Origin of the sequence: Thauera humireducens (genome assembly GCF_001051995.2) — a bacterium.
GTDB lineage: Bacteria > Pseudomonadota > Gammaproteobacteria > Burkholderiales > Rhodocyclaceae > Thauera > Thauera humireducens.
The window spans coordinates 1,780,271-1,805,705 of sequence record NZ_CP014646.1 but is presented as its reverse complement, the minus strand read 5'-3'; the positions used below and the strand labels follow the sequence as shown (position 1 = coordinate 1,805,705).

At 68.4% G+C, this 25,435-nt stretch carries 23 protein-coding genes; 19 read left to right on the top strand and 4 right to left on the bottom strand.

The genetic code is table 11. The annotated features are described in order from the left end of the window. The first annotated feature begins 152 nt into the window (after window positions 1-152). Window positions 153-356 carry a hypothetical protein gene (locus AC731_RS08565; RefSeq protein ID WP_048705175.1) on the top strand — a complete coding sequence of 68 codons (204 nt, stop codon included), beginning with the start codon at window positions 153-155 and terminating at the stop codon, window positions 354-356. 100 nt (window positions 357-456) lie between these two features. Here AC731_RS08565 and AC731_RS08560 read toward each other — a convergent pair whose 3' ends face one another. Beyond that, window positions 457-2,556 (bottom strand): PQQ-dependent dehydrogenase, methanol/ethanol family, encoded by a 2,100-nt coding sequence (locus AC731_RS08560; protein ID WP_048705173.1) that lies wholly within the window; start codon window positions 2,554-2,556, stop codon window positions 457-459. A gap of 205 nt (window positions 2,557-2,761) precedes the next feature. Between AC731_RS08560 and AC731_RS08555 the strand changes: the two genes are divergently transcribed. Together AC731_RS08555 and AC731_RS08550 are read left to right on the top strand one after the other, a co-directional pair. After that, entirely contained in the window at window positions 2,762-3,973 is a 1,212-nt protein-coding gene (locus tag AC731_RS08555; RefSeq protein ID WP_048705170.1) for a thiolase family protein, read from the top strand. A 5-nt stretch (window positions 3,974-3,978) separates the two neighbouring features. Next, a complete protein-coding gene (locus AC731_RS08550) occupies window positions 3,979-4,935 on the top strand; it encodes a bifunctional OB-fold nucleic acid binding domain-containing protein/MaoC family dehydratase (RefSeq protein WP_048709904.1) in 957 nt (318 codons plus the stop codon). 176 nt (window positions 4,936-5,111) lie between these two features. On the opposite strand, the gene AC731_RS08545 is transcribed toward AC731_RS08550, so the two are convergent. The 3 genes from AC731_RS08545 to AC731_RS08535 form a co-directional block, all read right to left on the bottom strand. Further along, window positions 5,112-6,608: a flavin-containing monooxygenase gene (locus AC731_RS08545; RefSeq protein ID WP_048705167.1), complete on the bottom strand. Its 1,497-nt coding sequence runs from the start codon at window positions 6,606-6,608 to the stop codon at window positions 5,112-5,114. 54 nt (window positions 6,609-6,662) lie between these two features. Then, a complete protein-coding gene (locus AC731_RS08540) occupies window positions 6,663-7,592 on the bottom strand; it encodes an alpha/beta hydrolase (RefSeq protein ID WP_048705165.1) in 930 nt (309 codons plus the stop codon). Window positions 7,593-7,673: 81 nt separating this feature from the next. After that, entirely contained in the window at window positions 7,674-8,225 is a 552-nt protein-coding gene (locus AC731_RS08535) for a TetR/AcrR family transcriptional regulator (protein WP_048705163.1), read from the bottom strand. A gap of 238 nt (window positions 8,226-8,463) precedes the next feature. Here AC731_RS08535 and AC731_RS08530 point away from each other — a divergent pair, with 238 nt between their 5' ends. From AC731_RS08530 to AC731_RS08455, 16 genes are all read left to right on the top strand, one after another. Continuing rightward, complete coding sequence (locus tag AC731_RS08530) at window positions 8,464-9,984, top strand: acyl-CoA carboxylase subunit beta (RefSeq protein WP_048705161.1); 1,521 nt, start codon at window positions 8,464-8,466, stop codon at window positions 9,982-9,984. A gap of 141 nt (window positions 9,985-10,125) precedes the next feature. Continuing rightward, the gene (locus AC731_RS08525; protein ID WP_048705160.1) at window positions 10,126-11,352 is read left to right on the top strand and encodes a helix-turn-helix transcriptional regulator; all 1,227 of its coding nucleotides are present in this window, start codon (window positions 10,126-10,128) and stop codon (window positions 11,350-11,352) included. 77 nt (window positions 11,353-11,429) lie between these two features. Next, window positions 11,430-12,179 carry an SDR family NAD(P)-dependent oxidoreductase gene (locus tag AC731_RS08520; protein ID WP_048705158.1) on the top strand — a complete coding sequence of 250 codons (750 nt, stop codon included), beginning with the start codon at window positions 11,430-11,432 and terminating at the stop codon, window positions 12,177-12,179. Between the two features lie 113 nt (window positions 12,180-12,292). Next, the gene (locus tag AC731_RS08515; protein WP_048705155.1) at window positions 12,293-13,195 is read left to right on the top strand and encodes a VOC family protein; all 903 of its coding nucleotides are present in this window, start codon (window positions 12,293-12,295) and stop codon (window positions 13,193-13,195) included. A 26-nt stretch (window positions 13,196-13,221) separates the two neighbouring features. Then, window positions 13,222-14,097 (top strand): CoA transferase subunit A, encoded by an 876-nt coding sequence (locus tag AC731_RS08510; protein WP_048705152.1) that lies wholly within the window; start codon window positions 13,222-13,224, stop codon window positions 14,095-14,097. Between the two features lie 14 nt (window positions 14,098-14,111). After that, window positions 14,112-14,912: a CoA-transferase subunit beta gene (locus AC731_RS08505; RefSeq protein ID WP_048705150.1), complete on the top strand. Its 801-nt coding sequence runs from the start codon at window positions 14,112-14,114 to the stop codon at window positions 14,910-14,912. Window positions 14,913-14,932: 20 nt separating this feature from the next. Further along, window positions 14,933-15,844 carry an enoyl-CoA hydratase gene (locus AC731_RS08500; protein WP_048705148.1) on the top strand — a complete coding sequence of 304 codons (912 nt, stop codon included), beginning with the start codon at window positions 14,933-14,935 and terminating at the stop codon, window positions 15,842-15,844. Then, the gene (locus AC731_RS08495) at window positions 15,841-16,983 is read left to right on the top strand and encodes an NAD(P)H-dependent flavin oxidoreductase (RefSeq protein ID WP_048705146.1); all 1,143 of its coding nucleotides are present in this window, start codon (window positions 15,841-15,843) and stop codon (window positions 16,981-16,983) included. The genes AC731_RS08500 and AC731_RS08495 overlap by 4 nt, the downstream gene beginning before the upstream one ends. Window positions 16,984-17,033: 50 nt before the next feature. Then, window positions 17,034-17,786, top strand: coding sequence for an enoyl-CoA hydratase family protein (locus AC731_RS08490; protein ID WP_048705144.1), 753 nt, complete (start codon window positions 17,034-17,036; stop codon window positions 17,784-17,786). A 9-nt stretch (window positions 17,787-17,795) separates the two neighbouring features. Continuing rightward, window positions 17,796-18,965 (top strand): acyl-CoA dehydrogenase family protein, encoded by a 1,170-nt coding sequence (locus AC731_RS08485; protein WP_004256790.1) that lies wholly within the window; start codon window positions 17,796-17,798, stop codon window positions 18,963-18,965. Window positions 18,966-18,977: 12 nt separating this feature from the next. Then, window positions 18,978-20,036 carry an acyl-CoA dehydrogenase family protein gene (locus AC731_RS08480; RefSeq protein ID WP_048705142.1) on the top strand — a complete coding sequence of 353 codons (1,059 nt, stop codon included), beginning with the start codon at window positions 18,978-18,980 and terminating at the stop codon, window positions 20,034-20,036. Between the two features lie 2 nt (window positions 20,037-20,038). Further along, complete coding sequence (locus tag AC731_RS08475) at window positions 20,039-21,190, top strand: acetyl-CoA C-acetyltransferase (RefSeq protein WP_004256797.1); 1,152 nt, start codon at window positions 20,039-20,041, stop codon at window positions 21,188-21,190. A gap of 14 nt (window positions 21,191-21,204) precedes the next feature. Then, a complete protein-coding gene (locus tag AC731_RS08470; RefSeq protein WP_048705139.1) occupies window positions 21,205-22,080 on the top strand; it encodes an SDR family oxidoreductase in 876 nt (291 codons plus the stop codon). A 1-nt stretch (window position 22,081) separates the two neighbouring features. Next, on the top strand, window positions 22,082-23,656 hold the full coding sequence (locus AC731_RS08465) for an amidase (protein WP_048705137.1): 1,575 nt from the start codon (window positions 22,082-22,084) through the stop codon (window positions 23,654-23,656). An 18-nt stretch (window positions 23,657-23,674) separates the two neighbouring features. Next, window positions 23,675-24,499 (top strand): SDR family NAD(P)-dependent oxidoreductase, encoded by an 825-nt coding sequence (locus AC731_RS08460; RefSeq protein WP_004256809.1) that lies wholly within the window; start codon window positions 23,675-23,677, stop codon window positions 24,497-24,499. 52 nt (window positions 24,500-24,551) lie between these two features. Then, the gene (locus AC731_RS08455; RefSeq protein ID WP_048705134.1) at window positions 24,552-25,433 is read left to right on the top strand and encodes an SDR family NAD(P)-dependent oxidoreductase; all 882 of its coding nucleotides are present in this window, start codon (window positions 24,552-24,554) and stop codon (window positions 25,431-25,433) included. The last annotated feature ends 2 nt before the right edge of the window (window positions 25,434-25,435 follow it).

Below are 25,435 nucleotides of genomic sequence, written 5' to 3'. Positions count from 1 at the left end.
GACGATGTTGACCTTGCTTCATCGGTCTAGTCTGGACATCGTGCAGGAGGAGACACTTGGGCGGCAGTCGCAAGCAGAGCGGCGTCGTATCGGGTTCCTGCCAAACCGGGGTGCAGCCTGCACCGGCCGGTCGGGAAACGGAGGAGAGACACATGTTCACCAAGCTTTTCGTAATCAGCCTGGCAGTGGTTGGTATGGCTGCGCTGTCTGTCCTGCTTGACCGGGGGCACGCGCGCGTCGTCGACTCGCTGGTCCAGATGCCGAGTTGTGGCGGTAACGAGCCGCAGTGCCAGGGCATGAGCTCGACCACGAAGGCGTCGGCCAACCAGTTTTTCGCCATGCTCGCAATGCATTGAGCCTTGCCTGCCGCGACGGCTGTCTTGACGACAGCCGGATCGACGAAATGTCTTCAGCCCCGCGCCTGTGTCAGCAGGCGCGGGGCTTTTCCGTTCGGCCTCAGCGCGATGCGGCGCCGGCGCGCATGGCATGCGCCATGCGGATCACGTAGGCACGGATTGCATCGGCCTGCGCCGGCTGCAGCGTCTTGCCGAAGTCCGGCATGCCACGCGCTGACAGCACGCCGTCGATGAGCGGGCGGCGGAACAGGGCGGCGTCGGTGAGGTAGGGCGAGTGGCGCAGGTCGGGCATGCCGCCGCCGGCCATCGCCCCTGCGCCATGGCACTGCATGCAGTATCGGGCATAGAGCGCGCCGCCCTGCTGGATCTGGCCCTCGGTGCCCTCGTCGGCAGGCGGGGTGAGGTCCGGCCGGCTTTCGGGCGTGGGCATTGCCGCCCGCCCGTCCAGTTTCCAGACGAACAGACCGCCCGGTACCGGTGCGCCGGTGCGCGGCAACAGGGAACTCGAGGTGAGATGGATGGAGCTTCCGAAGCCGGCGGCTGCGGCGACGTACTGTTCGCCATCGAGCACGTAGCTGATCGGCCCGCCGAGAATGTCGAGCCAGGTATCCGACTGCCACAGACGACGTCCATCCCGCGCGTCGAAGGCGGCAAGTCCCTCGCCGCCGACGCCCTGAAACACCAGACCGCCGGCAGTGGCGAGTACGCCGCCGTTCCACGAGCTATTGTGTTGCGTGCGCCATGCGGCGGTACGACGTACCGGGTCCCAGGCCAGCAGGTGCCCCCGCATCGATGCCTTGGCCTGCGCGAGCAGGGACGGGTCGGGCGGCATCGGCGGGTTCAGGACGCCGGTGTTCCAGCGGTCGGGCTCGAAGCGGAAGTCCGGCTCCTTCATCATGAAGCCTGTGTTCTCCTGCGCCGGGATGTAGACCAGGCCGGTGTTTGGGCTCCAGGCCATGGGCTGCCAGTTGTGGCCGCCAAGCTGCGAAGGCTGCACCATGAAGGGCTGGCCGGCGGGGTAACGCGCGCCCTCGGTTTCGACCGGACGGCCGCTGGCGGGGTCGACGTGGCTGGCCCAGTTGACGGGGACGTATTTTTCCGCGGAGAGCAGTTCGCCCGTCGTCCGGTCCAGTACGTAGAAGAAGCCGTTCTTCGGTGCCTGCATCAGCACCTTGCGCGCACGACCGTCGATCTCGAGCTCGGCCAGGATCATGTGCTGGGTGGCGGTGTAGTCCCAGCTGTCGCCCGGCGTGGTCTGGTAGTGCCAGACGTACTCGCCGGTGGTGCGGCGGATCGCGACGATCGAGGACAGGAACAGGTTGTCACCACCGCCGGGACTGCGGACATCGCGGTCGTGCGGCGAGCCGTTGCCGACGCCGACGTAAAGGAGGTCCAGTTCCGGATCCCAGGCCATCGAGTCCCAGACGGTGCCGCCACCACCGTAGCGCGACCATTCGCCGCGCCAGGTCGGCAGTGCGATGTCCTGCAGCGGGCGGTCGGAGATGGCGCCGTCGGGGCCGTCGGCCGGATTGCCCGGCACGGTATAGAAGCGCCAGCGCAGTTCGCCGGTCTGTGCGTCGTAGGCAGAAACGAAACCGCGCACGCCGTATTCGGCGCCGCCGTTGCCGATGATGACCAGGCCGCGCGCCACGCGCGGAGCGCCGGTGATGGTGTAGGGCGCGTCGATGGCGAAGGTCCGCATCGACCACAGCAGGCGGCCGCTTTGCGCATCCAGAGCCTGCAGTCTGCCGTCGATGGTGGCCACGAAGACGCGCCCGTCTTCGACCGCCACGCCGCGATTGACCACGTCGCAGCATGCGTGCATGCCCTTGCCGGCCGGCACCTCGGGATCGTGCTGCCATCTGAGCTGGCCGTTGCGCGCGTCGACGGCATACACCACGCCCCACGGGCCGCTGACGTATAGCGTGCCGTCCACCATGATGGGGGTGGCCTCGACGCCACGCGGCCGGTCGAAGCGGAAGTGCCAGGCCAGTCCCAGCCGTCCGACGTTGTCCGCGCTGATCGCGGACAGGGGGCTGAAGCGGGTCTCGGCGGCGTCCAGTCCATGTCGGGGCCACTCGCCCCCCGTTTCGGGTCGGGACGCGGGGGCGGGCGACGCGGCGAAGGCGGGCGCCTGTGCGACGAGGACGCTGCCTGCCGCCAGCAGGGCGAGCAGCGGCTTGAGGGTGAAGCGACGCATACGGGGACTCCTCGAGTGTTGCGGTGAATGGTGGGCAAGGGATGACTCGCGCATGATCGGGGCGCGGGTCGGTTGCCGAATCGTCCGTCCGGAGGGGTCCTCCGCTTCGCCTAGTCGATTTGAACGATTGCGCCCCCCGGACGCTGTGGCATCGTTGTGCCCAACACAGGGCCGGACAGTGCCCGCACAAGCGAGGTAAGGGAGCATGGGTCTCAAAGGAAACGCAGCAATCGTCGGCGCCGCGCAGTACAGGCCGGAGAAGTACGCGACCGCACCGCGGATGTTCCATCTCGAGCAGGTGGCCGACCTGGCCGGTCGCGCGCTGGCCGATGCCGGCCTGAAGGCCGCGGATATCGACGGGCTGGTGGTCCATGGCCCGCAGTTCCACGAGGCGCAGGTCTTCGTGCCGGCGATGGCGGCCGAATACCTCGGCCTGTCGCTCAACTTCGCCGAAGTCGTCGACCTGGGCGGGTGCTCGTCGGTGGCGGCGGTGTGGCGTGCGGCGATGGCGGTCGAGCTGGGCCTGTGCCAGGCCGTGCTGTGCGTGATCCCTGCGCGCATGGCCCCCTTCGGGCCCGATGAAGATCCGAGCTGGATGGCCCGTGCGATGCGCTTCGGGGGTCACAGCACCGCCTTCGGCGCACCCGAGGCCGAGTTCGACCTGCCCTATGGCCACATGGGCCAGAACACCGGTTACGCGATGATCGCCCAGCGCTACGCGGCCAAGTACGGCTATGACCCGGTCGCGATGGCCAAGATCGCGGTCGATCAGCGCACCAACGCACTCGCCAATCCGGACGCCAGCTTCTTCGGCAAGCCGCTCAGCATCGAGGACGTGCTCGCCAGCAAGATGGTGGCCGAGCCGCTGCGCGTGCTCGAGATCGTGATGCCGGTGGCCGGCGGCGCGGCGGTGATCGTGGCCTCGAAGGAAGTGGCGGCGCGGGCGAGGAACCGTGGCGCCTGCATCACCGGCTTTGGCGAGCACCTGTACTTCAAGTCGCCGACCTACGCGACCGAGATGACCGACACGCCGATCGGCCCCGCGGCCGAGCGTGCCTTCGCGATGGCGGGCGTCAAGCGCAGCGACATCCACGCCGCGCAGATCTACGACTGCTACACCATCACCGTGCTGCTGACCCTGGAAGACGCGGGCTTCGCGCCGAAGGGCGAGGGCATGCGCTGGGTGCGCGAGCACGACCTGACCTACAAGGGCAATTTCCCGATGAACACCCATGGCGGGCAGCTCAGCTTCGGGCAGAGCGGCACCGCGGGCGGCATGTCGCAGGTCATCGAGGCCTTCCACCAGATCGCCGGCCGTGCGGGCGATCGTCAGCTCAAGCGTTGCGACACCGTGTTCGTTTCCGGCACCGGTGGCGTGATGAGCGAGCAGGGCGCACTGATTCTCCAGGGAGCATGACGAGCATGTCGACCAACAAACCGCTGCCGACGCCGACCGAGATCTCGGCGCCGTTCTGGAACGGCCTCAAGGAAGGTCGCCTCACGATCCCGCAGTGCACCTCCTGCGGCCATTGGATCTTCTTTCCGCGTCGCCATTGCGACAAGTGCTGGTCGCAGGATCTGACATGGAAGACGGTCAAGGGCACGGGTACGCTCTACACCTACACCCTGACCCGCATTCCGACGCTGCCTGACTTTGCCGACGAGATGCCGCAGAAGATGGCGGTGGTCGAACTGGACGAAGGCGTGCGCATCAACACCACGCTTGTCGGGGTGGACGAAGCCGAGATCCAGGTGGGCATGCGGGTGAAGCCGGTGTTCGATACCGTGAAGTCCGACGGTACGGCCCTGCTGCGCTTCACCGCCGCCGACAAGGACATGGCCGAGCGCATCGACAGCACGCCCGCGGCGCTGGCCGCTGCCGCAGAGGCTGCTGCTGCAGCGCCGGTGGCCGACAAGCGTCAGGTGCGCTTCGACGACGAGGCGGCGATGAAGTCGCTGGTCAGCGAGACCTATTCGGCGTGGAGCAATCAGATCGTCGTCGATCAGGCGCTGATCGACGAGTTCGCCAAGCTGTCGGGTGACGATTACTGGATTCACACCGATCCCGAGCGCGCGCGCAAGCAGAGCCCCTTCGGCGGCACCATCGCCCACGGCGCGCTGGTGCAGGTGCTGCAGTCGCGCCTGCGCATCCCGCTCGACTACGAAGTGGTCGGCTTCAACAACATGGTCAATTACGGCTCCGATCGCCTGCGCTTCCCGGCCCCGGTGCCGGCAGGTTCGCGCATCCATGCGCGCACCCGGGTCAAGGCGGTGGAGAAGCTGCCCAAGGGCATGCAGCTGACGATGGAGATCGTCACCCATGTCGTCGGCAGCGAGCGGCCCTCGGTCATCAACGACCTGGTGATCCTGTACATGTAAGGGCCGGCCCCGGCCGGCCTGCGCTTAATCGTTGTTCTTGTAGTGCGTTGTCGTAGTGACTGTAGTTCGTTGCATGGTTTTCCCTCCTCTTTTGGAAGGCCGCCTCCCGCAAGGGTTGGCGGCCGTTTTTTTTCATGAGGGGGCGGAGGTGCGGCCCGGTCACGCCGCGATCGGCTTCACGCCATGAACAGGTAGTCCGCAGGGTTCGGCTGTGCGGTGCAGTCGACAAATTCCTCGTAGCTCCAGGGCCAGCTCGCAGGAACGCCGGTGGCGTCCAGATACCAGCTCGCGCAGCCGGAGGCGAAGATCGTGCGGCGCGCTGCGGCGATGCGTCGGCGGTCATAGTCGCGCAAGGTCTCCGCACGCAGTTCGACGAGCGCGCACTCGCCGCGCGCGAGCGGCGCGAGCAGTTGTTCGATGTAGGCCCACTGGCGCTCGGCGATGTCGATCAGCGAGAAGTTGCCTACGGGCCCGGTGGGGCCATTGATCATGAAGAAGTTGGGGAAGTCGGGCAGGGCGATGCCGAGGTAGGCGGAAGGGCTGGGCGACCATTGGGCGTCCAGGTCTGCACCGTCGCGTCCGCTGACCTTGATTGGCCGGACGAAGCGGTCGGCCTGGAAGCCGGTGGCGAGCACGAGGACGTCGGCTGGCTTGAGGCTGCCGTCCTTCATCCGCACGCCCTCGGGCTCGATGCATTCGATACGGCCGACGACGGCCTCGACGTCGGGATGCTGGATCTTTTCGTAGTAGTCGGACGAGTAGATCAGCCGTTTGCATGCCGCGCGGTAGTTCGGCCGCAAGGCTTCGCGCAACGCAGGGTCGCGTACGCTGCGCTCGAGGTTGTCGCGGACGATGGCCTCGATCTCGAGCATTTCGGGTGAGTCCGCGTCAATGATGGCGCGGGTGAAGCGCCGCACCAGTCCGGTGTAGTGATCGCCGTAGCGGATCTCGTCGATCAGCCCGGGGTCGGCGCGGAAGGCCGCGCGCTGCGCGTCGGTATAGGGCTGGTTGGGCATCGGCATGATCCATTGCGGCGTGCGCTGGATGTGATACAGCCGCGCGGCGCGACCGGCGAGGGCGGAGGTGATCTGCACGCCGGTCGAGCCGCTGCCGATGACCGCGATGCGACGGCCGTCGAGGGCGACGCCATGGTCCCAGCGCGCGGAGTGGAAGCACTCCCCGGCGAAATCGTCCAGGCCCGGCAGCACGGGTGTGTTCGGGTGATGGAGCACACCGGTCGCTGCGATCACGACGTCGAAGTCGTCCTGCCGGCCCGCGCTGTCGGTGATCGTCCACCGGCGCCCTTCGTCGTCGAAGCGGCAGGACTCGATGGCGCAGCCGAAGCGGATCAGCGGCGCGATGCCGTAGCGGCGGACGAGGGCCTCGAAGTAGCGCTGGATCTCCGGCCCCGGCGCCAGGTAGCTGCTCCAGTCCGGGTTGGGGGCGAAGGAGTAGGTATAGGCGTGCGCCGGCACGTCGCAGGTGAGGCCGGGATAGGTGTTCTCTCGCCAGGTGCCGCCGATGCGGTCGGCCTTCTCGAACACGACGACCTCATGTTCGGCGGATGCCTTCAGGCGGATGGCGGCGAGAATGCCCGCCATGCCGGCGCCGATGACGGCGATGCGGAGTCGGCGCGGGACGCCGGGCGCGGGGGTTTGGGCGGAGGTGGACATGGATGATCCTTCCCGGGGGAGTAGGGGCGAGAGGGGGGCGAGTGGTCAGAGGGTTCAGCGCGTCAGCGCGTCGCGAAGCTGCGCCGCCCCGAAGGCGAGGGCCTCGTCCGCGGCGTCGAGCTGGCCAATCAGGCTGGCGAAGCCGTGGAACTGGCCCGGCCAGCGCCGCAGCGTGACCGGCACGCCAGCGGCGACCAGCGCAAGCGCGTAGGCCTCCCCTTCGTCGCGCAGCGGGTCGACGCCGGCGGTGATCACCGTGGCGGGGGGCATCGCCGCGAGGTCCGCGGCACGCAGCGGCGAGGCGCGCGGATCGCGCCCGTGGTCGGCGTTCTGCAGGTACTGACGCCAGAACCAGCGCATGAGCCCGCTGTCGAGAATCGGGGCGTTCGCATGCTCGCGGTGCGATGCCGTGTCGCAGGCGCTGTCGGTAACCGGGTAGAGCAGCAGCTGGTGCGCGAGGCGCATCCCGGCGCTGCGTACCAGCCTCGCGCTGACGGTGGCGAGCGTGCCGCCCGCGCTGTCTCCGGCGACGGCGATGCGTGCCGGGTCGCCGCCCAGTGCGGCGGCGTTGCGATGGACTGCGTGTAGCGCTGCCACGGCGTCGTCGACGGCGGCCGGGAACGGATGCTCCGGTGCCAGCCGGTAGTCGATGGACACCACGATCGCTGCGGTGCGCGCGGCGAGGCCGCTGCACAGGCCGTCATGGGTGTCGAGACCGCAGCTGACGAAGCCGCCGCCATGGAAGAAGACCACGAGTGGCCGGGGCGCGTCGCCGCCGGGCTGGTAAACCCGCGCCGCAATCGGGCCCGCGGGGCCGTCAAGTGCAATGTGTTCGGTACGGATGCCGGCGTCGAGCGCAGGGGCCAAGGCCGCAAACGCGGTCAGGCCCGCGCGGTAGTCGGCGGCGTTGAGGGTGTCGAGGTCGGGGCGAGGGAGGCGGGCGAACTGGTCGGCAATGGCCTGGGCTTGGGGGTCTAGCAGCACGGCGGGTCCTCGGTCCTGGTTTGCGGGAGTCAGGTGCAAACCTTATTCGGGGGCCGCGCCGGCGGTCATCGTGCAAACTGGTTAAACGGCCTGCCCGCCCGGCCGGTTCGGCCTGTCGCGGGACAGCCCATGCAGGATCTCGAGAACCTGCGCCCGTAATCGTTCAGGGTGCTTCGCGCCTGCATTCGCCGTCAGGTATTCGCCGAAGATCCCCCATCCCAGGATGAGGCAGGAAATGGCAACGGCCGTCGCGGCTCGCCTGTCTTCGTCGGTGCAGTCATCGGCTTCCAGCAACTGCTCCAGCCGTCGGAAGGCATGTCCGGGCGCGATGGATTCAGGCTCGACCCCGCCGAGCAAGGCGCTTGCAACGAGTTTCGAGTTCTCGGCCATCTTCGGGTGTTCCCAGAGCCTGTCGATCGCCGCATGGATGTTCTCCGCGTCGCGCAGAAAATCGGCGCCGACCTCGGATTGCCGCCGAAGCACTGCGATGAGCACGTCCTGTCGCGTGCCGAAGTGACGATGCACCAGGCCGTGATTGACGTTTGCCTCTCTGGCGATCTCGCGCAAGGCCACATCCGTGCTGCCGCGCTCGCCCATGAGTCTGATGGCCGCGTCGAGAATGGATTCGCGCACTGCCGCGGCGCCCGCAGGCTTGTCCCTTGCGGCCGTGCGGGGTGAGTCTGACCCTGAGGTGTCCAAAGCCGGCTCCTTCGAATTTGGCTTGACGCACGTCTGCGTGCTCTATAAAAGTGTGCTGTAGTCAGTGACTACAGCTGGTGGCCACACCACGCTGCGATGCCCGGGAAGGTGTTTCCCAACGACCTTCCCGGGCGGGGTGAAAGGATAGAGAAAAATCCAGGGAGACATTCAATTGACGACGGAACACCATGAATGGGGTCCGATTCTTCGGGACCTGCAGCAGCGCCGCGATGCGGCCGAGGCCATGGGCGGCGAAGAGAAGGTCCTGCGCCATCGAGGGACCGGCAAGCTGGATGCGCGCCAGCGCCTGCTGAAGCTGTTCGATGTCGGCACCTTCACGGAGCTGGGGGCATTTGTTGGAGGCATGGCGACCGAAGGCGGCGCGCCTGTCCCGGCCGATGCGCTGGTGGCCGGTTTCGGAAAGATCGATGGCCGGCCCGTGCTGGCGGGGGCCGAGGACTTCACCGTGCTGGGCGGCTCCATCGGCGATGGTGCCGCAGACAAGCGCTATCGGCTCACCCAGCTTGCGGCGCAGGAGCGTGTGCCCCTGGTCTTCATGCTCGAAGGCGTAGGGCATCGCCTGACCAACACCCATGCGGGCCGCCGCCCCAATGACCTGCAGGGTCTCGCCGAACTCTCCGGCCAGGTCCCGATCGTCTGCCTGGTCATGGGGGCCGCCGCCGGGCATGGCGCGCTGACCGCGCCCATGTCGGATTTCGTCGTCATGACCGAAGCCGCGTCCCTGTTTGCGGCGGGGCCTCCGCTGGTCAAGGCCGCCACGGGCGAGGTGGTGACCAAGGAGCAGCTTGGCGGCCCCCAGGTGCATGTGCTCGTCTCCGGCGTTGCGCACAATCTCGTGGCGGACGATGAGGCGGCGATCGGTCTTGCGCGCCGTTACCTGTCGTATTTCCCGGCGAATGCGTGGGAGCGGCCGCCCCGGATAGCCATCGGCGACACTGGCGAGCGCCGGCTGGACGGGATTCTCGATCTGATCAGCCCCAATTCGCGCAAGCCGTATCGGATGCGGGCTGTGCTCGAACTGCTGGTCGATGAGGGCAGCATGCTCGAGGTGCAGCCGAAGTTCGGTGCCTCGGTGGTGGTGGCGCTCGCCCGACTCGGGGGCCGGAGCGTGGGGATCGTCGCCAATGACCCCAGCGTGATGGCCGGGACCATCGACGCTGACGGCGCCGACAAGGCCACTCACTTCATGGACGTCGCCGGTGCCTTCCACTTGCCCATGATCTTCCTCGCCGACAACCCCGGCGTGATGAGCGGGACGCGGGCCGAACAGTCGGGCGCACTGCGCCACGCCGCCCGCATGTTCGTCGCACAGCACCGCCTCCAGGTTCCGAAGCTCCACGTCACCTTGCGGAAGGCGTTCGGCTTCGGCTCCTCGGTCATGGCCATGAATCCGTTCGATGGGCAGACGCTCAGCCTTGCATTTCCCGCGGTGACGCTGGGGTCCCTGCCGGTGGCCGGCGGTGCGGATTCGGCCAAGCTGGACGCGGCGACCCGCGCAAGGATCGAGGCGGAGCAGGTGGGCGGCGCCTACCGGCTCGCAGACCGCATGGCCTATGACGATGTGATCGATCCGCGCGACCTGCGCAATGCGCTCCTGCGTGGTCTCGAACTCAGCGAGGGCCGTTTCACCGCGGCGCCGGCACCGAGCTGCGTGGCGGGCATAAGGCCATAGCGTGTGCACAGGGCTGCGGCGCATCTCGGCATCATCCATTCTGGTGATGAGCCGCCCGGCGCGGCGTGACAGAGTCTGCGGATATAAGAACGAGCAGGTCGCTCAGGTCGCGGCCCTCACCCAAGGGCGACACAGAGAACGATGACAAGCAATGCAGCCGATCCGGCCTCGCGCGGGCCGTCCGGGTTGCGGGTGCCCTTGCGGGCGCTCGAGCCGGGTGATCGCAACACGCTCTTCCGCTGCAGCGGGCTGGATTTCGACGAGTACGACAGCCTGGTCGCGATGGCTTATGGCGGCACGCAGGACGACGTGCCGTGGGTGCAACTGCTGGAGACGCTGAGCACGCGTCTCGGGGCGAACTACGTCACCCTGATCCTGCGCTCGCAGGGGGCAAGCCAGCCTCTGCAGGTCGTTTTCGCCGGCGAGGCGCGGCCGGCGATCGTGCAGCCCTACGAGGCGGAGCTGGCTGCGGTCGACCCTTTCGTCAACCTGCCGCGCGACCGCATGGTGATGCTCGATGAACTCATCGACGAAGCGGCCTGGCAGGCAGGCGTCTATTACCGCAGCTTCCACGAGCCGCTGAACCTGCGTTACCACATGGGGGCGGACATCGGCATGGAGTCCGAGCCGAGCTGCCGCCTGCGCGTGTCCCGCCCGCCCTGGGCCGAGCGCTTCGGCGAGCGCGAGCGTGCGATCTGCAACCTGCTGCTGCCCCACCTGCATGCGGCGGTGCAGCTGCGCGCCAGCCTGGACATCGCCGAGGTCGAACGCCACTGCTACGTGGGCATGCTCGACCGCCTGTCGGTCGGTGTCGTGCTGCTCGATCGCAATGGGCGCATCCTGCGGCTGAACCAGGCGGCGTCCGAGATCCTGGGCCGCCGCGACGGGCTGAGCGTGGTCGGCGGCAGCCTGTCCGCCGCGCTCAATGGCGAGAGCCGCGCATTGCGCCGCTTGATCGAGCAGGCGGTCGTTGCGGGCGTGCGCCACGAACCCGGAGTCGTCGACGGCATGTCGGTCAGCCGGCCCTCTGGCGGGGCGCAGCTCGGGGTCGCCGTGCGTGCGGTGCCGCCGACCGAATGGTCCGAGCCTTCGAGCCGGCCAGCCGCCATGGTCATCATCCGCGACCCGGACGCGCGCCTGCTCGCGTCCGACGAACAGCTCAAGCGCCTGTATGGCCTCACCAATGCCGAGGCGGGCCTGGCCATCGAGCTGATGTCGGGACGCACGGTCGACGAGGCGGCGCAGAACCTCGGCGTCAGTCGCAACACGGCGCGCTGCCAGGTTCGCGCCATCTTCGCCAAGACGGGCGTCACGCGCCAGGCCGAACTGCTGCGCGTACTGCTCAGCGGCGTCGCGCCGCTGGCCTGAGTCCGGCGATCCCTTTTTCAAGCCGGACCCGTCGGGCCGGATCACTGCAGCATCCCTATCAGGAGGAGATGTCGTCCATGAAGCGTTTTGAAAACAGGGTGGTTCTGGTCACCGGCGCCGCACGCGGACAGGGTGAGGTCGAGGCAAGGCTGTTTCATGCCGAAGGTGCCCGGGTGGTCATCGCTGACGTGCTCGACGCGGAGGCGGCACGGCTGGCGGACCAGCTCGGCCCGAATGCGCTGGCTGTCCATCTCGACGTGTCTGATCCGCAGCAGTGGTCGGCGGCGGTCGACGCGACGCTCGCCCGCTTCGGGCGCCTCGACGTGCTGGTGAACAACGCCGGCATCCTGCGCTGGGGGCGCATCGAGGACATGAGCCTCGAGGACTACACGCAGGTGATTCAGGTCAACCAGACCGGCTGCTGGCTGGGCATGAAGGCGGTGCTGCCGGCGCTGAAGGCGGCCGGTGGCGGCGCGATCGTCAATATCAGCTCCGCCGCGGGCATCATGGCCATCGGCGGGGCGAGCGCCTACACCGCGAGCAAGTTCGCGGTGCGCGGCATGAGCAAGTGCGCCGCCCTCGAATTCGGGCGCTACGGCATCCGCGTCAATTCGGTGCATCCGGGCGGCATCGACACGCCGATGGTGCAGACCCCCGACCGCGAGCTCAACAACGCCTACCAGCATCAGCCGATCGCGCGCATCGGCACGCCGCAGGAAGTCGCCCGCCTGGTCGCCTTCCTCGCCTCCGACGAGGCGTCCTACTGCACCGGCGGCGAGTTCACCATCGACGGCGGCATGCTGGCCGGCTTCAACGCCACGTTCTGACCCCGCAGCGGCCGTCGCCGGGCGTCCGTTTTCGTAGTCTCAACGGACGATGATGGCGCGGCCGCCTCTTCGCACAATGTCCCCACGTATCCGACCAATCCTTGGGGGCAGCAATGATCGACATTCGCGGTTTGGCCTATTTCGTCGCCCAGATCGACGACCTTGCCGAATGGAAGCATTACGCCGAGAACGTGCTCGGCATGATGACCTCGACCGCGCCCGGCGGCGGTCTCTACATCAAGATGGACGAGCGTCCCTTCCGCATCCTGGTGGTGAAGGGCGCCGAGCGCCGCTATGTCGCGTCCGGCTGGGAGCTGGCGGGCGAGGGCGCCTTCAAGGCGGCGCTGGCTGAACTCGACGCCAAGGGCGTGGGCTACGAGCTGGCCGATGCCGCCACCGTCGCCCAGCGCGGCATGCAGGCCGTCGCGGTCGTGACCGACCCTTCGGGTAACCGCCACGAGCTGTGCTGGGGCCACCTGTCGGACTGCCAGCCCTTCAATTCGCCGCAGGGCGTGCCGCGTTTCCTCACTGGCGAGATGGGCCTGGGGCACACCGTGATGCCGGCCCCCAACTTCGATGCCACCGCGGCCTTCTTCCGCGACGTGCTGGGTTTCGGGCTGTCGGACATCTTCAACTTCCGTCCGGATCCCGCTGCGCCGCCGGTGCGCATCCACTTCCTGCACTGCAACAACGCCCGCCACCACAGCCTGGCGATCGCCGAGTATCCGGTGCCGAGCGGTTGCGTGCATGTGATGGTCGAGGTCGACTCGATGACCGAAGTGGGGCGCGCGCACGACCGCCGCATCGCCCACAAGGTGCCGCTGTCGGCCACCCTGGGTCAGCACCTCAACGACCGCATGATCTCCTTCTACATGAAGACGCCTTCGGGCTTCGATCTCGAGTATGGCTACGGTGGCCTGCAGTGCGACTGGGATCGCCACAGCGCCTTCGAATTCACCCGCGTCAGCATCTGGGGTCACGACTTCGGCGTGGGTCAGCAGGAACAGGCCGCCTGAACGCGGCCGGCAACAGGAAAGCATCCATGAACAAACTGATGACGACGGCCGAGGTCGTCGCCCAATTGCGCGATGGCATGACCATCGGCTTCGGTGGCTGGGGTCCGCGGCGCAAGCCGATGGCGATCGTGCGCGAGATCCTGCGTTCGGACGTCAAGGATCTCACCGTGGTGTCTTACGGCGGCCCGGACGTGGGCATGCTGTGCGCTGCCGGCAAGGTGAAGAAGCTGATCTTCGGCTTTGCCACGCTGGACGCCATTCCGCTCGAACCCTGGTATCGCAAGGTGCGTGAGGCCGGTGGCCTCGAGCTGATGGAGCTCGACGAGGGTATGTGGCAGTGGGGCCTGCGTGCCGCCGGCATGCGCGTGCCCTTCCTGCCGACGCGCTGCGGTCTGGCGACCGACGTCACCCGTCTCAATCCCGAGCTCAAGACCATCCAGTCGCCCTATGCCGACGGCGAGGTGCTGCTGGCGATGCCGGCACTCAAGCTCGATGTGGCGCTGGTGCACGTCAACGTTGCCGACCAGCTCGGCAACACCCTGATCCAGGGCGGCGATCCGTATTTCGACCACCTGGTCGCACGGGCGGCGGATGCCTGCTACGTCTCGGCCGAGCGTGTCGAGGAGCGGCTGTCGCTGACCGCCGAGCAGGCTCGCCTCAACACCTTCGAGCGCTACCTGGTGAAGGGTGTGGTGCATGCGCCTTGTGGCGCCCATCCGACCACGTGCGCGCCGGAGTACGGCTGGGACATGGCGCACTTCAAGCGCTACGTCGCCAGCGCCGCGGAAGACGGGGGCTGGCAGGCCTACATGGACGAATTCGTCACGCCGGGCGAGGCGGCCTACCAGGACAAGAACGGTGGTATCGAGCGCATGGGCAAGCTGCCCCTGCCGGTGTTTTGAGGAGCGCGAGCGGCATGAGCAACAACACTGAATTCACCCTTGCCGAGCTGATGATCGTCGCGGCCTCGGAAGCGTGGCGCGGCGACGGCGAGGTGCTGGCCTCCGGCATCGGCGTGATTCCGCGCCTGGGTGCCAGCCTCGCCAAGCTCACCTACGCGCCCGAACTGTTGATGACGGACAGCGAGTGCTTCCTGGTCGAGGAGCCGGTCCCGCTCGGGCCGCGCGGCGACTACGTGCCGAAGTACTCCGGCTGCATGTCGTTCGAGCGCGTGTTCGAGTGCGTGTGGGGTGGTCGTCGTCACGCCATGATCGGTCCGACCCAGATCGACCGCTTCGGCCAGACCAACCTGTCGGTGGTGGGCGACTACAGGAAGCCCAAGGCCGCCATCCTCGGCGTGCGCGGCCTGCCCGGCAACAGCATCAACCACATCAACTCCTTCTTCGTGCCCGGCCACAGCAAGCGGGTGTTCGTCGAAGGCGAGGTCGACATGGTGTCCGGCGTGGGTTTTAACCCCGCGCGCTGGGAGCCCGGCATGCGCCAGGACTTCATGGACATCCGCCGCATCGTCACCGACCTGTGCGTGATGGACTTCGAGGGGCCGGACCACGCCATCCGCGTGCGTTCGCTGCACCCGGGCGTGTCCTTCGACGAGGTCCAGGAGAAGACCGGCTTCCCGCTGCTGAAGGCGCCGGATCTGGGCGAAACCCCGCATCCGACCGCCGAGCAGCTCGCGATCATCCGTCGCCTCGATCCCCACGACCTGCGCGGTGCGCAGATCAAGGGCAACCCGCCGGGCATCCGCGCCACCGCCTGAACCCGGCAAGGAAAACGCACATGAGCGCCCCCGACCAGAACTTCGTCACCCGCCCCGACAACGCGGTGTACGAGACCGACAGCCCGGTGCATTACGCCGTGGCTGACGGCATCGCTACGGTGACGATGAGCCGTACCGAGTTCAACAATGCGCAGAACTCGCAGATGACCTACGCGCTGGACGCCGCCTTCCGCCGTGCGGTGGATGACGACGCGGTCAAGGTCATCGTGCTGCGCGGCGACGGCAAGCACTTCTCCGCCGGCCACGACATCGGTACGCCGGGGCGCGACATCAACAAGTCGTTCGACCGCGTGCATCTGTGGTGGGACCACACCAACAAGCCCGGCGGCGAGTACCTCTACGTGCGCGAGCAGGAGGTGTACCTGAACATGTGCCGGCGCTGGCGCGAGCTGCCCAAGCCGACCATCGCGATGGTGCAGGGCGCCTGCGTCGCCGGCGGGCTGATGCTGGCCTGGGTGTGCGACCTGATCGTCGCCAGCGACGACGCCTTCTTCCAGGACCCGGTGGTGCGCATGGGCATTCCCGGCGTGGAGTACTTCGCGCATCCGTACGAGCTCAACCCGCGCATCGCCAAGGAGTTCCTGATGACCGGCGACCGCATGGGTGCCGAGCGCGCGTACCAGATGGGCATGGTCAACCGCGTGGTGGCGCGCGAACAGCTCGAGGCCGAGACCTACGCGCTCGCCGCCCGCATCGCCAAGCAGCCGCGCATGGGCCTGGCGCTGACCAAGCAGGCGGTCAACCACGTCGAGGACCTGCAGGGCAAGCGCACGGCGATGGATGCGGTGTTCGCCTGGCACCACTTCGCCCACACGCACAACGAACTGCTGTCGGGCGACAAGCTCGGCGGCTATGACGCCAAAGCCATGGCCAGCGCCAACAAGCAGGCCGCTCGCGAGAACAAGGCATGAGCCAGACCCCCGACCAGCACGATTTCTCGGCGCTGCTGCGCACACCGCTCACCGAGCGCCTCGGCTGCCGTTACCCGATCATCCAGACGGCGATGGGCTGGGTGGCCGATGCGAACCTGGTGATCGCCACGACCAAGGCCGGCGGCTTCGGCTTCCTCGCCGGGGCCACCATCGACGCCGACAAGATCGAAGGCGAGATCAAGAAGGTGATCGCCGCCACCGGCGGCAGCAACTTCGGCCTCAACTTCCACATGTTCCAGGAGAACGCGGCGCAGTGCGTCGACCTGGCGATCCAGTACAAGCTGCGTGCGGTGAGCTACGGCCGCGGGCCGGACAAGAAGACCATCGCCCGCTTCAAGGAAGCCGGCGTGCTGTGCATTCCCACCGTGGGCGCGTTGAAGCACGCGATCAAGGCGGTCGAACTGGGCGCCGACATGATCACCATCCAGGGCGGCGAGGGCGGCGGCCACACCGGCGGCGTGCCTACGACCATCCTGCTGCCGCAGGTGCTGGCGGCGGTGAAGGTACCGGTGATCGCGGCTGGCGGCTATTCCACCGGGCGCGGCTTGGCCGCGGCGCTGGCCGCCGGTGCGGCCGGCATCGCGATGGGCACGCGCTTCCTGATGACCACCGATTCGCCGACGCCGCCGGCCACGCTCGACCGCTACGTCAAGGTCGACGACCCGCAGAAGGTTCGGGTGACGCTGGCGGTCGACGGCATGCGCCACCGCATGATCGAGAACCCCTTCATCAACAGGCTCGAGGCTGCGAGCCCGCTGGGCCGCCTGATGATCGCGCTCAGGAGCGCCTGGCAGTGGAAGCAGCAGACCGGCATGAGCTTCGGCCACATGCTCGGCGTGTTCCGCCAGGCGGTGAAGGAAGACCCGGGCGCGGTGTCGCAGACGGTGATGTCGGCCAACCAGCCGGTGCTGCTGCAGCGCTCGATGGTCGAGGGCTACCCCGACGAGGGCATCCTGCCCAGCGGCCAGGTGGCGGCGGCGATCGGCAAGCTTGAAAGCTGCGAAGAGGTCATCCACGGCATTGCGGCGGAAGCCGAGGCCTGCCTCGCCGCGCTGTATTCACGCCTGGGCGATGCGGCCTGCACCGAACCCTGCAAAGAGACCGCGGCGGTCGCCTGAGCGCACTGCCCGAACCACACAAACGACAAGATCCCACGGAGCCCCATAACGTGAGCCAGGCATTCCAGACAACGATCGACAACGGCATCGCCGAACTGGTCATCAACAAGCCCCCGGTCAACGCGCTCGACAGCAGCGAGTGGTACGCGCTGGCGCACCGCATCGACGAACTCGGCCACGACCCCGAGGTACGCGTGATCGTGATCCGCGCCGAAGGGCGCGGCTTCTGCGCCGGCGTGGACATCAAGGAACTCGACGCCCACCCCGAGCGCATCGTCGCCGTCAACGGCGGCAACTACGCGACCTTCAAGGCGGTGCATCGCAACCCAGTGCCGGTCATCGTCGCGGTGCACGGCTTCGTGCTCGGCGGCGGCATCGGCATCACTGGTGCGGCCGACATCGTCCTCGCCGCCGATTGCGCCACCTTCGCGCTGCCCGAGGTCGATCGCGGTGCGATGGGCGGCGGCGCCCACCTGCAGCGCCTGTTCCCGGTGCAGAAGGTGCGCTACCTGTTCTTCACCGGCGAGAAGATCGGCGCCAGAGAAGCCGAGCGCTACGGCTTCATCGAGCGCATCGTGCCCAAGGCCGAACTGCGCGAGGCTGCGTTCGAGATCGCCCGCAAGATTGCCGCCAAGAGCCCGGCCATGATCCGCATCGCCAAGGAGGCGCTGAACGGCATCGAGGACGGCAACCTGGAAGACAAGTACCGCTGGGAGCAGGGCTTCACGCTGCAGGCCTACACCAGCCCGGATTCGGCGGAAACTCGCCGCGCCTTTGTCGAGAAACGCGAAGCCAAGTTCTGAGAGGACCCCATGGATCTCGCCTATACCCCCCGGCAGAAAGCCTTCCGCCAGGAAGTGCGCGACTGGCTCGCGGCCAACCTGCCGCGCGAGCCACTGGCCAGCTACGACACCCGCGAGGGCTTCGAGCAGCACCGCGAATGGGAGCGCAAGCTGTTCGACGCGCGCCTGTCGATGGTGATCTGGCCCGAAGCCCTGGGCGGCCGTGGCTGCGACCTCATCGAATGGCTGATCTTCGAGGAGGAGTACTACGGCGCCGGCGCCCCGATGCGGGTGAACCAGAACGGCCAGCTCCTGCTCGGCCCCACGCTGATCGAGTTCGGCACCGAGGAACAGAAGGCGCGTTTCCTGCCGCGCATGGCCTCCAGCGAGGACATGTGGGCGCAGGGCTGGTCCGAGCCCAACGCCGGCTCCGACATGGCGGCGATCACCAGCAAGGCCATCCTGTCCGCCGACGGCACGCATTACGTGGTCAATGGCCAGAAGACCTGGTCGACGCGGGCGAGCTTTGCCGACCTGCTGTTCGGCCTGTTCCGCAGCGATCCGGCTTCCAGCCGCCATCACGGCCTGTCCTACCTGGCGGTGCCGCTCGATGCCGAGGGCGTGACCATCCGCCCGATCCAGGCGCTCAACGGCAAGCAGGCCTTCGCCGAGATCTTCTTCGACGACGTCAAGGTGCCGGTGGAAAACCGGATCGGCGACGAAGGCCAGGGCTGGCACGTGGCGATGGCCACCGCCGGTTTCGAGCGCGGCCTGCTGCTGCGCTCGCCGGCGCGCTTCCAGTACACCGCACGCCGCCTGGTCGAGCTGTACAAGGCGAACCGCGCGGTCGCCGACCGCGATCCCAGCATCCGCGACGCGGTCATCGAGGCCTGGACCGGCACCGAGGCCTACGCGCTCGCCGCCTATCACACCGTTGGCCGTCTGGCGAAAGGCGCCCGCATCGGCGCCGAAGCCAGCACCAACAAGATCTACTGGTCGGAGCTGGACCTGAAGATGCACGAAACCGCGATGCGCATCCTCGGCCCGCTTGCCGAACTGACCGGCGACGCGCCGGCGGCGGTCGAGGCCGCGCGCTGGCTGGACGGCTTCCTGTTCGCGCAGGCCGGACCGATCTACGCCGGTACCAACGAGATCCAGCGCAACATCATCGCCGAGCGCATGCTCGGCCTGCCGAAGTAAGAGGGGCCGGCCATGGACTTCACCTTTACCGACGACCAGCTCACCTTCCGCGAGGCGGTGAGCCGCTTCCTGATGACCGAAGCCGCGCCCGAGATGCTGCGCGAGATCTGGGAAACCGACACCGGGCGCTCGCCCGAGCTGCGCAAGAACATCGCCGAGCAGGGCCTCACCGCGCTGTCGGTACCCGAGGACTGCGGCGGCCTGGGCATGGACGATGTCGCCTGGGCGCTGATGACCCAGGAACTGGGCTACTACGCCATCCCGGATTCGCTTGCGGACGCGGCCTACGTGGCTGCCGGACTCATCACGGCGCTGCCGGCCGGCACCGCGGCGCGCGAGGACTGGCTTGCCCGCATCGCCGAGGGCAGCATCCGCATCGCCGTCGGCCATCCGGTCAATCCGCTGGTGGCCGATGCCAATCCGGCTGACCTGCTGCTGCTCGCCCACGGCGACGAGGTGCATGCGGTGCCGCGCGGCCAGGTCGAGATCGAGCCCAATCCCAGCATCGATCTGTCGCGCCGCCTGGCCGGCGTGCGCTGGACGCCATCGGCCGCCACGCGGCTTGCCGGCAGCGATGACGGCCGCAGGCTGTGGGCCCAGACGCTCAACCGTGGCGCGTTGTCCACGGCCGGTCAGCTGCTTGGCCTGGCGCAGCGCATGCTCGACCTGTCGGTCGACTACGTCGCCCAGCGCAAGCAGTTCGGCAAGCCGATCGGCAGTTTCCAGGCCGTCAAGCATCATCTCGCCGACGTGGCGACCCAGATCGAGTTTGCCAAGCCGGTGTTGTACCGCGCCGCCTATGCGCTGGCGAAGGGCGAGGCCGGAGCCGACGCCCGCGTCTCGCACGCCAAGCTCGCCTGCGGCGAGGCCGCCTGGCTGGCCGCGCGCCACGGCATCCAGGTGCATGGCGCGATGGGCTACACCTGGGAAGTCGATCTGCAGATGTTCATGAAGCGCGCCTGGGCGCTGGATGCCGCCTGGGGTGACCGCGGCTACCACAAGGCCCGCGTCGCCGACGCGATCCTGGCCGACGGCGCCGCGCTCGGCCCCGGCCACACTTTCGAGGAATGAAGATGGCTGAAGCCTATATCGTCGATGCCCTGCGCAGCCCCACCGGCAAGCGCAAGGGCGGTCTGTCCCACGTGCATGCGATCGACCTCGGCGCGCATGTCCTCAAGGCGCTCGTCGAGCGCAACGCCATTCCCGCCGACGAATACGATGACGTGATCTTCGGCTGCGTCGACACCATCGGCTCGCAGGCGGGCGACATCGCACGTACCGCGTGGCTGGCCGCCGGCCTGCCGCTGAACGTGCCCGGCACTACGGTGGATCGCCAGTGCGGCTCCTCGCAGCAGGCGGTGCACTTCGCCGCGCAGGCGGTGATGAGCGGCACGCAGGACGTGGTCGCGGTCGGCGGCGTGCAGACGATGACGCAGATCCCGATCTCGTCCGCCATGCTCGCCGGCCAGCCGCTCGGCTTTCCCGACCCGTTCTCGGGCAGCAAGGGCTGGAAGGCGCGCTTCGGCGACCAGCCGGTGAACCAGTTTTATTCCGCGCAGCGCATCGCCGACCACTGGAATCTCAGCCGCCGCGACATGGAGGTCTATGCGCTCGAGAGCCACCGCCGGGCGCTCGCCGCCATCGCCGAGGGCCGCTTCGAGCGTGAGATCGTCGGCCTCGAAGGCGTGACGAAGGACGAGACGCCGCGTGTCAGCACGCTCGAGAAGATGGCCGAGCTGGAGCCGGTCGGCCCCGAGTACCCGTCGATCACCGCGGCGGTGTCGAGCCAGACCTGCGACGCTTCGGCCGCGCTGCTGGTGGTGTCCGAAGCCGCGCTCAAGCGCTACAACCTGACGCCGCGCGCGCGCATCCATCACCTGTCGGTGATGGGCGACGACCCGATCTGGCACCTCACCGCGCCGATTCCCGCCACCCGCGCCGCGCTCAATAAGACCGGCATGCGCATGAGCGACATCGATGTGGTCGAGATCAACGAGGCCTTCGCCTCGGTGGTCATGGCCTGGCAGAAGGAGCTGGACTACGACCCTGCGCGCATGAACCCCAACGGCGGCGCGATCGCGCTCGGCCATCCGCTCGGTGCCACCGGCGCGCGCCTGATGACCACGCTGCTGCACGAACTCGAGCGCAGCGGCGGCCGTTTCGGCCTGCAGACCATGTGCGAAGGCGGTGGCCAGGCCAACGTCACCATCATTGAAAAGCTGTAAGAGAAGGGATCGACATGGGAATTTGTGAAGGACGCACCGTCATCATCACCGGCGCCGGCGGCGGCCTGGGCCGCGCCTATGCGCTCGCCTTCGCGGCCGAGGGTGCCAACGTGGTGGTCAACGACATCCGCAAGGAAGCGGCCGACGCCGTCGTGGCCGAGATCGCCGCGGCGGGCGGCAAGGCGATCGCCAACGCCGACGACATCACCCGCATCGAGACCGCGCAGCAGATCGTCGACGCCGCCGTGGCGGCCTTCGGCGAGGTGCACGTGGTCGTGAACAACGCCGGCATCCTGCGCGACCGCATGTTCATCAGCCTGTCGGAGGACGACTGGGACCAGGTCATGCGGGTGCACCTGAAGGGCCACTTCTGCCTCGCCAACATCCTCGGCAAGCGCTGGCGCGACCAGGCCAAGGCCGGCAAAAGGATCGCCGCGCGCATCATCAACACCAGCTCCGGCGCCGGCCTGCAGGGCTCGGTCGGGCAGTCGAACTATTCCGCGGCCAAGGGCGGTATTGCCGCGCTGACCCTGGTCCAGGCCGCCGAGCTGGCGCGCTACGGTGTCACCGCCAACGCGCTGGCTCCGGCCGCGCGCACCTCGATGACCGAGAGCGCGATGCCCGACGTGGTCAAGGCGCCCGAGACCGGCTTCGACGCCTGGGCGGCCGAGAACGTGGCCCCGCTGGTGGTGTGGCTGGGCAGCGAGCTGTCCTCGCACGTCACCGGTCAGGTGTTCGAGAGCCAGGGCGGGCGCATCTCGGTGTGCGACGGCTGGCGCACCGGCCCGCAGAAGGACAAGGGCGCGCGCCTGACGCCGCTGGAAGCCGGCGCCAACGTCGATGAGCTGATGAAGCAGGCCGTGCCTGCGCAGAAGGTCTGGGGGACTTGAGATGAGCGAGCGGGCGGTGGCGCAGGGGCGTCGTGATTTCCTGAAGACGGGTGCGGCGCTCGGCGGCGCGGCGGCAGTGGGGCTGGGTGGGGCGATGCCGGGTACTGCTGCGGCTGCGGCCGCCACGGCCCTGCCGCTGCCCGACTACGAGCAGTGGGACGCGACCGAGATCGCGCTGCGCATCCACCGCGGCGACGTCAAGCCGAGCGAGGTGCTCGAGGCGGCGATCGCCCGTGCCGAGGCCTATGCGGCGATCAATGCCGTCACCGTGCCGCACTTCGACATGGCGCGCGAGGCGGCGCGCGCGCTCGACGGCGCCGCTCAGGCCGAGCGCGAGGCGCGTCCGGTACTGTCCGGCGTGCCGTTCGCGCTGAAGGACCTCGGCATCGCGCTCAAGGGCACGGTGACCACCAACGGCTGCGCCTTCTTCAAGGACGCCGTCGCCGATCACGACTCCACCCTGGTGCAGCGCTACCAGGCGGCGGGCCTCAACATCTTCGCCAAGCTCGCCTCGCCCGAGTTCGGCCAGACCGGCACCACCGAGTCGCGCCTGTTTGGTGCTACCCGCAACCCGTGGGATCTCGAACGCAGTTCCGGCGGTTCGTCGGGCGGCGCCTCGGCGGCGGTGGCTGCCGGCGTGCTGCCGGTGGCGCATGCCAGCGATGGCGGCGGCTCGATCCGCATTCCGGCTTCGCACTGCGGCCTGTTCGGTCTCAAGCCGAGCCGCGGATTGATCCCGATGGGGCCGAAGTCGCTCGAAGGCTGGCTCGGCCTGTCGGCGCACAACGTGATCAGCCGCAGCGTGCGCGACACCGCGCTGCTGATGCAGCTCAGCCAGGGCGCGGAGGCGGGTGCGCGCACCTTGCCGCCGACCAGCGACCTGCTCGCGGCGCTGGAGCAGGCGCCGCGCGGGCTGAAGATCGGCCTGTTCCAGACCAACCTGTTCGGCGCCGGCGTGCATGCGGAATGCCTGGAAGCGTCCAGCAAGGCCGCCACGCTGTGCGCCGGTCTGGGCCACCACGTCGAGCCGATCGACCTGTCGGCCCTGCCTTTCCTGGAGATGGCGGGCAGCATGGGCGTCGTCACCGCCAGCGGCATGCTCTACACCGTGCGCGAGCGTGAGAAGGCGATCGGCCGCGAGGCGCGCGAGGACGAATTCGAGCCGATCGACTGGCAAAGCCTGCAGAAGGCCAAGTCCTACACTGCCGAGCAGATCCTCAAGGCGCGCAGCGTGTTCGATCGCGGCGGCCGCGTGCTGGACGAACTGTTCGCGCGCTACGACCTCATCCTGTCGCCGACCACCGCGGCCTTGCCGCCGAAGCTGGGGGCGCTCTCGCTCGACCAGCCCTTCGAGGCGTTTGCACGCAATGCGGTTCAGGCCTCGGCGTTTACCTCGATGTTCAACATGACCGGCCTGCCGGCGATGTCGGTGCCGCTGCACTGGAGCGCGGAAGGATTGCCGATCGGCGTGCAGTTCGCCGCGCCCTACGGCGGCGAGGCGCGCCTGATCGCGCTGGCCGCGCAACTGGAGAAGGCCGCGCCGTGGGCGGATCGCCGGCCGCCGCGGCTGGGCTGATCGACGAGGGCATCGCAGATGAGCTATGCACTCACAGGGCTGGAAGGCAAGGTCGCCGTCGTCACCGGTGCGGGGCGGATGCGCAGCATCGGTCGCTCGATTGCGGTCGAGCTCGCCCGGGCCGGCTGCGACGTCGTCATCACCGGCAGCGGTCGCTCGCCGGACGCATTCCCGGCGGACGAGAAGCAGGCCGGTTGGCGCGACATCGAGTCCGTCGCGGAGGAAATCCGCGCCCTGGGCCGGCGCGCGTTGCCGGTGGTCAGCAACGTCGCTGACCCGGACGCCGTCGCGGCGCTGGCCGACACGGTGGTGCGCGAGTTCGGCCGGGTGGATTTCGTCATCAATAACGCCGGCGCCGCGCGCGCGGGTGACCGCGTCCCGGTGGTCGATGTCGATCCGGCCGCCTGGCGCAAGGTCATCGACGTCAACCTGAACGGCAGCTTCTACATGAGCCAGGTGTTCGGCCGCCAGCTGATCGCGCAGGGCGAGGGCGGCACCATCATCAACATCTCGTCCGTGGGCGGCAAACTGATGGCGCCCAACACGGCCGCCTACGCCGCCAGCAAGGCGGGGCTGCATGCCTTGACCGCGGCGATGGCGGGCGAGGTGGGGCGATACGGCATCCGCGTCAATGCGATCTGTCCGGGCATCGTCTCCACGTCGCGGCTGGACGATCTCTCGTCCGAGCAGTGGGACGCCATCATCAACACCTATGTGCCCTTGAAACGCGCGGGCGCCCCTGCAGAGATCGGCAGCATGGTGGTCTATCTCTGCAGCACGCAGGGTGCGTGGATCAGCGGCCAGCTCTACAGCGTGGATGGCGGGCAGGTCGCCGGGCGATAGCGGGCTGGCACCGGGGCGCCGCATGCCCCGATCTCGTTCCGATGGAGAATCGATGAATACATCCGCCTCTCAGGGCGTCGCCCTCGTTACCGGCGCCAGCCGCGGTGTGGGCCGGGGCGTGGCCGAAGCGCTCGGCGCGGCCGGCATGACGGTCTACCTGACCGGACGCAGCACCACCGAAGGCGCCTCCCGCATCGGCGACACGCCGCTGCACGGCACCATCCACGACGCCGCCGCTGCGGTTACCGCCGCGGGCGGGCAGGGCATCGCGGTGCCATGCGACCATGCCGACGACGCGCAGGTGAAGGCGCTGTTCGCGCGCATCGCGAACGAGCACGGCCGGCTCGACATCCTGGTCAACAACGCGCTCTGCATCGACGACAGCCTGATCGAGCCCGGCCCGTTCTGGACCAAACCGCTCGCCCAGGCCGACATGTTCGGCGTCGGCCTGCGCTCGAACTACGTCGCCGCCTGGCATGCGGCACCGCTGCTGATCGCCGCCGGGCGGGGGCTCGTCGCCTTCACGTCCTCGTACGGCGCCGGCTGCTACATGCACGGTCCCGCCTATGGTGCGCAGAAGGCCGGCTGCGACAAGATGGCGGCCGACATGGCGGTGGATTTCGAAGGCAGCGGCGTGGCGGCGGTCTCGCTCTGGCTGGGCGTGCAGCGCACCGAACGCACCGAGATCGCCGCCCGCCTGCGTGGCGATGCCTATGGCGACTTCATGGCGCGCAGCGAGAGCCCGCAGTTCGTCGGGCGGGTCATCCATGCGCTGTGGCGCGACCCCGGACTTTCCGAGCTGTCCGGCCGCACGCAGATCGTCGCCGAACTCGCGCAGCGTTACGGCGTGCGCGACGAGGACGGCCGCGAGCCGCCGACCTGGCGCAACATCCTCGGCGCGCCGTGCGCCTTCCATCCGGCGCGAGTGAGCTGAGG

Coding starts and splice junctions, on each gene's coding strand:
- AC731_RS08500 (WP_048705148.1), top strand. CDS start 14,933: ATGAGCGCCCCCGACCAGAACTTCGTCACCCGCCCCGACAACGCGGTG.
- AC731_RS08525 (WP_048705160.1), top strand. CDS start 10,126: ATGACAAGCAATGCAGCCGATCCGGCCTCGCGCGGGCCGTCCGGGTTG.
- AC731_RS08555 (WP_048705170.1), top strand. CDS start 2,762: ATGGGTCTCAAAGGAAACGCAGCAATCGTCGGCGCCGCGCAGTACAGG.
- AC731_RS08560 (WP_048705173.1), bottom strand. CDS start 2,556: ATGCGTCGCTTCACCCTCAAGCCGCTGCTCGCCCTGCTGGCGGCAGGC.
- AC731_RS08465 (WP_048705137.1), top strand. CDS start 22,082: ATGAGCGAGCGGGCGGTGGCGCAGGGGCGTCGTGATTTCCTGAAGACG.
- AC731_RS08520 (WP_048705158.1), top strand. CDS start 11,430: ATGAAGCGTTTTGAAAACAGGGTGGTTCTGGTCACCGGCGCCGCACGC.
- AC731_RS08550 (WP_048709904.1), top strand. CDS start 3,979: ATGTCGACCAACAAACCGCTGCCGACGCCGACCGAGATCTCGGCGCCG.
- AC731_RS08510 (WP_048705152.1), top strand. CDS start 13,222: ATGAACAAACTGATGACGACGGCCGAGGTCGTCGCCCAATTGCGCGAT.
- AC731_RS08455 (WP_048705134.1), top strand. CDS start 24,552: ATGAATACATCCGCCTCTCAGGGCGTCGCCCTCGTTACCGGCGCCAGC.
- AC731_RS08505 (WP_048705150.1), top strand. CDS start 14,112: ATGAGCAACAACACTGAATTCACCCTTGCCGAGCTGATGATCGTCGCG.
- AC731_RS08475 (WP_004256797.1), top strand. CDS start 20,039: ATGGCTGAAGCCTATATCGTCGATGCCCTGCGCAGCCCCACCGGCAAG.
- AC731_RS08485 (WP_004256790.1), top strand. CDS start 17,796: ATGGATCTCGCCTATACCCCCCGGCAGAAAGCCTTCCGCCAGGAAGTG.
- AC731_RS08460 (WP_004256809.1), top strand. CDS start 23,675: ATGAGCTATGCACTCACAGGGCTGGAAGGCAAGGTCGCCGTCGTCACC.
- AC731_RS08545 (WP_048705167.1), bottom strand. CDS start 6,608: ATGTCCACCTCCGCCCAAACCCCCGCGCCCGGCGTCCCGCGCCGACTC.
- AC731_RS08565 (WP_048705175.1), top strand. CDS start 153: ATGTTCACCAAGCTTTTCGTAATCAGCCTGGCAGTGGTTGGTATGGCT.
- AC731_RS08470 (WP_048705139.1), top strand. CDS start 21,205: ATGGGAATTTGTGAAGGACGCACCGTCATCATCACCGGCGCCGGCGGC.
- AC731_RS08480 (WP_048705142.1), top strand. CDS start 18,978: ATGGACTTCACCTTTACCGACGACCAGCTCACCTTCCGCGAGGCGGTG.
- AC731_RS08495 (WP_048705146.1), top strand. CDS start 15,841: ATGAGCCAGACCCCCGACCAGCACGATTTCTCGGCGCTGCTGCGCACA.
- AC731_RS08515 (WP_048705155.1), top strand. CDS start 12,293: ATGATCGACATTCGCGGTTTGGCCTATTTCGTCGCCCAGATCGACGAC.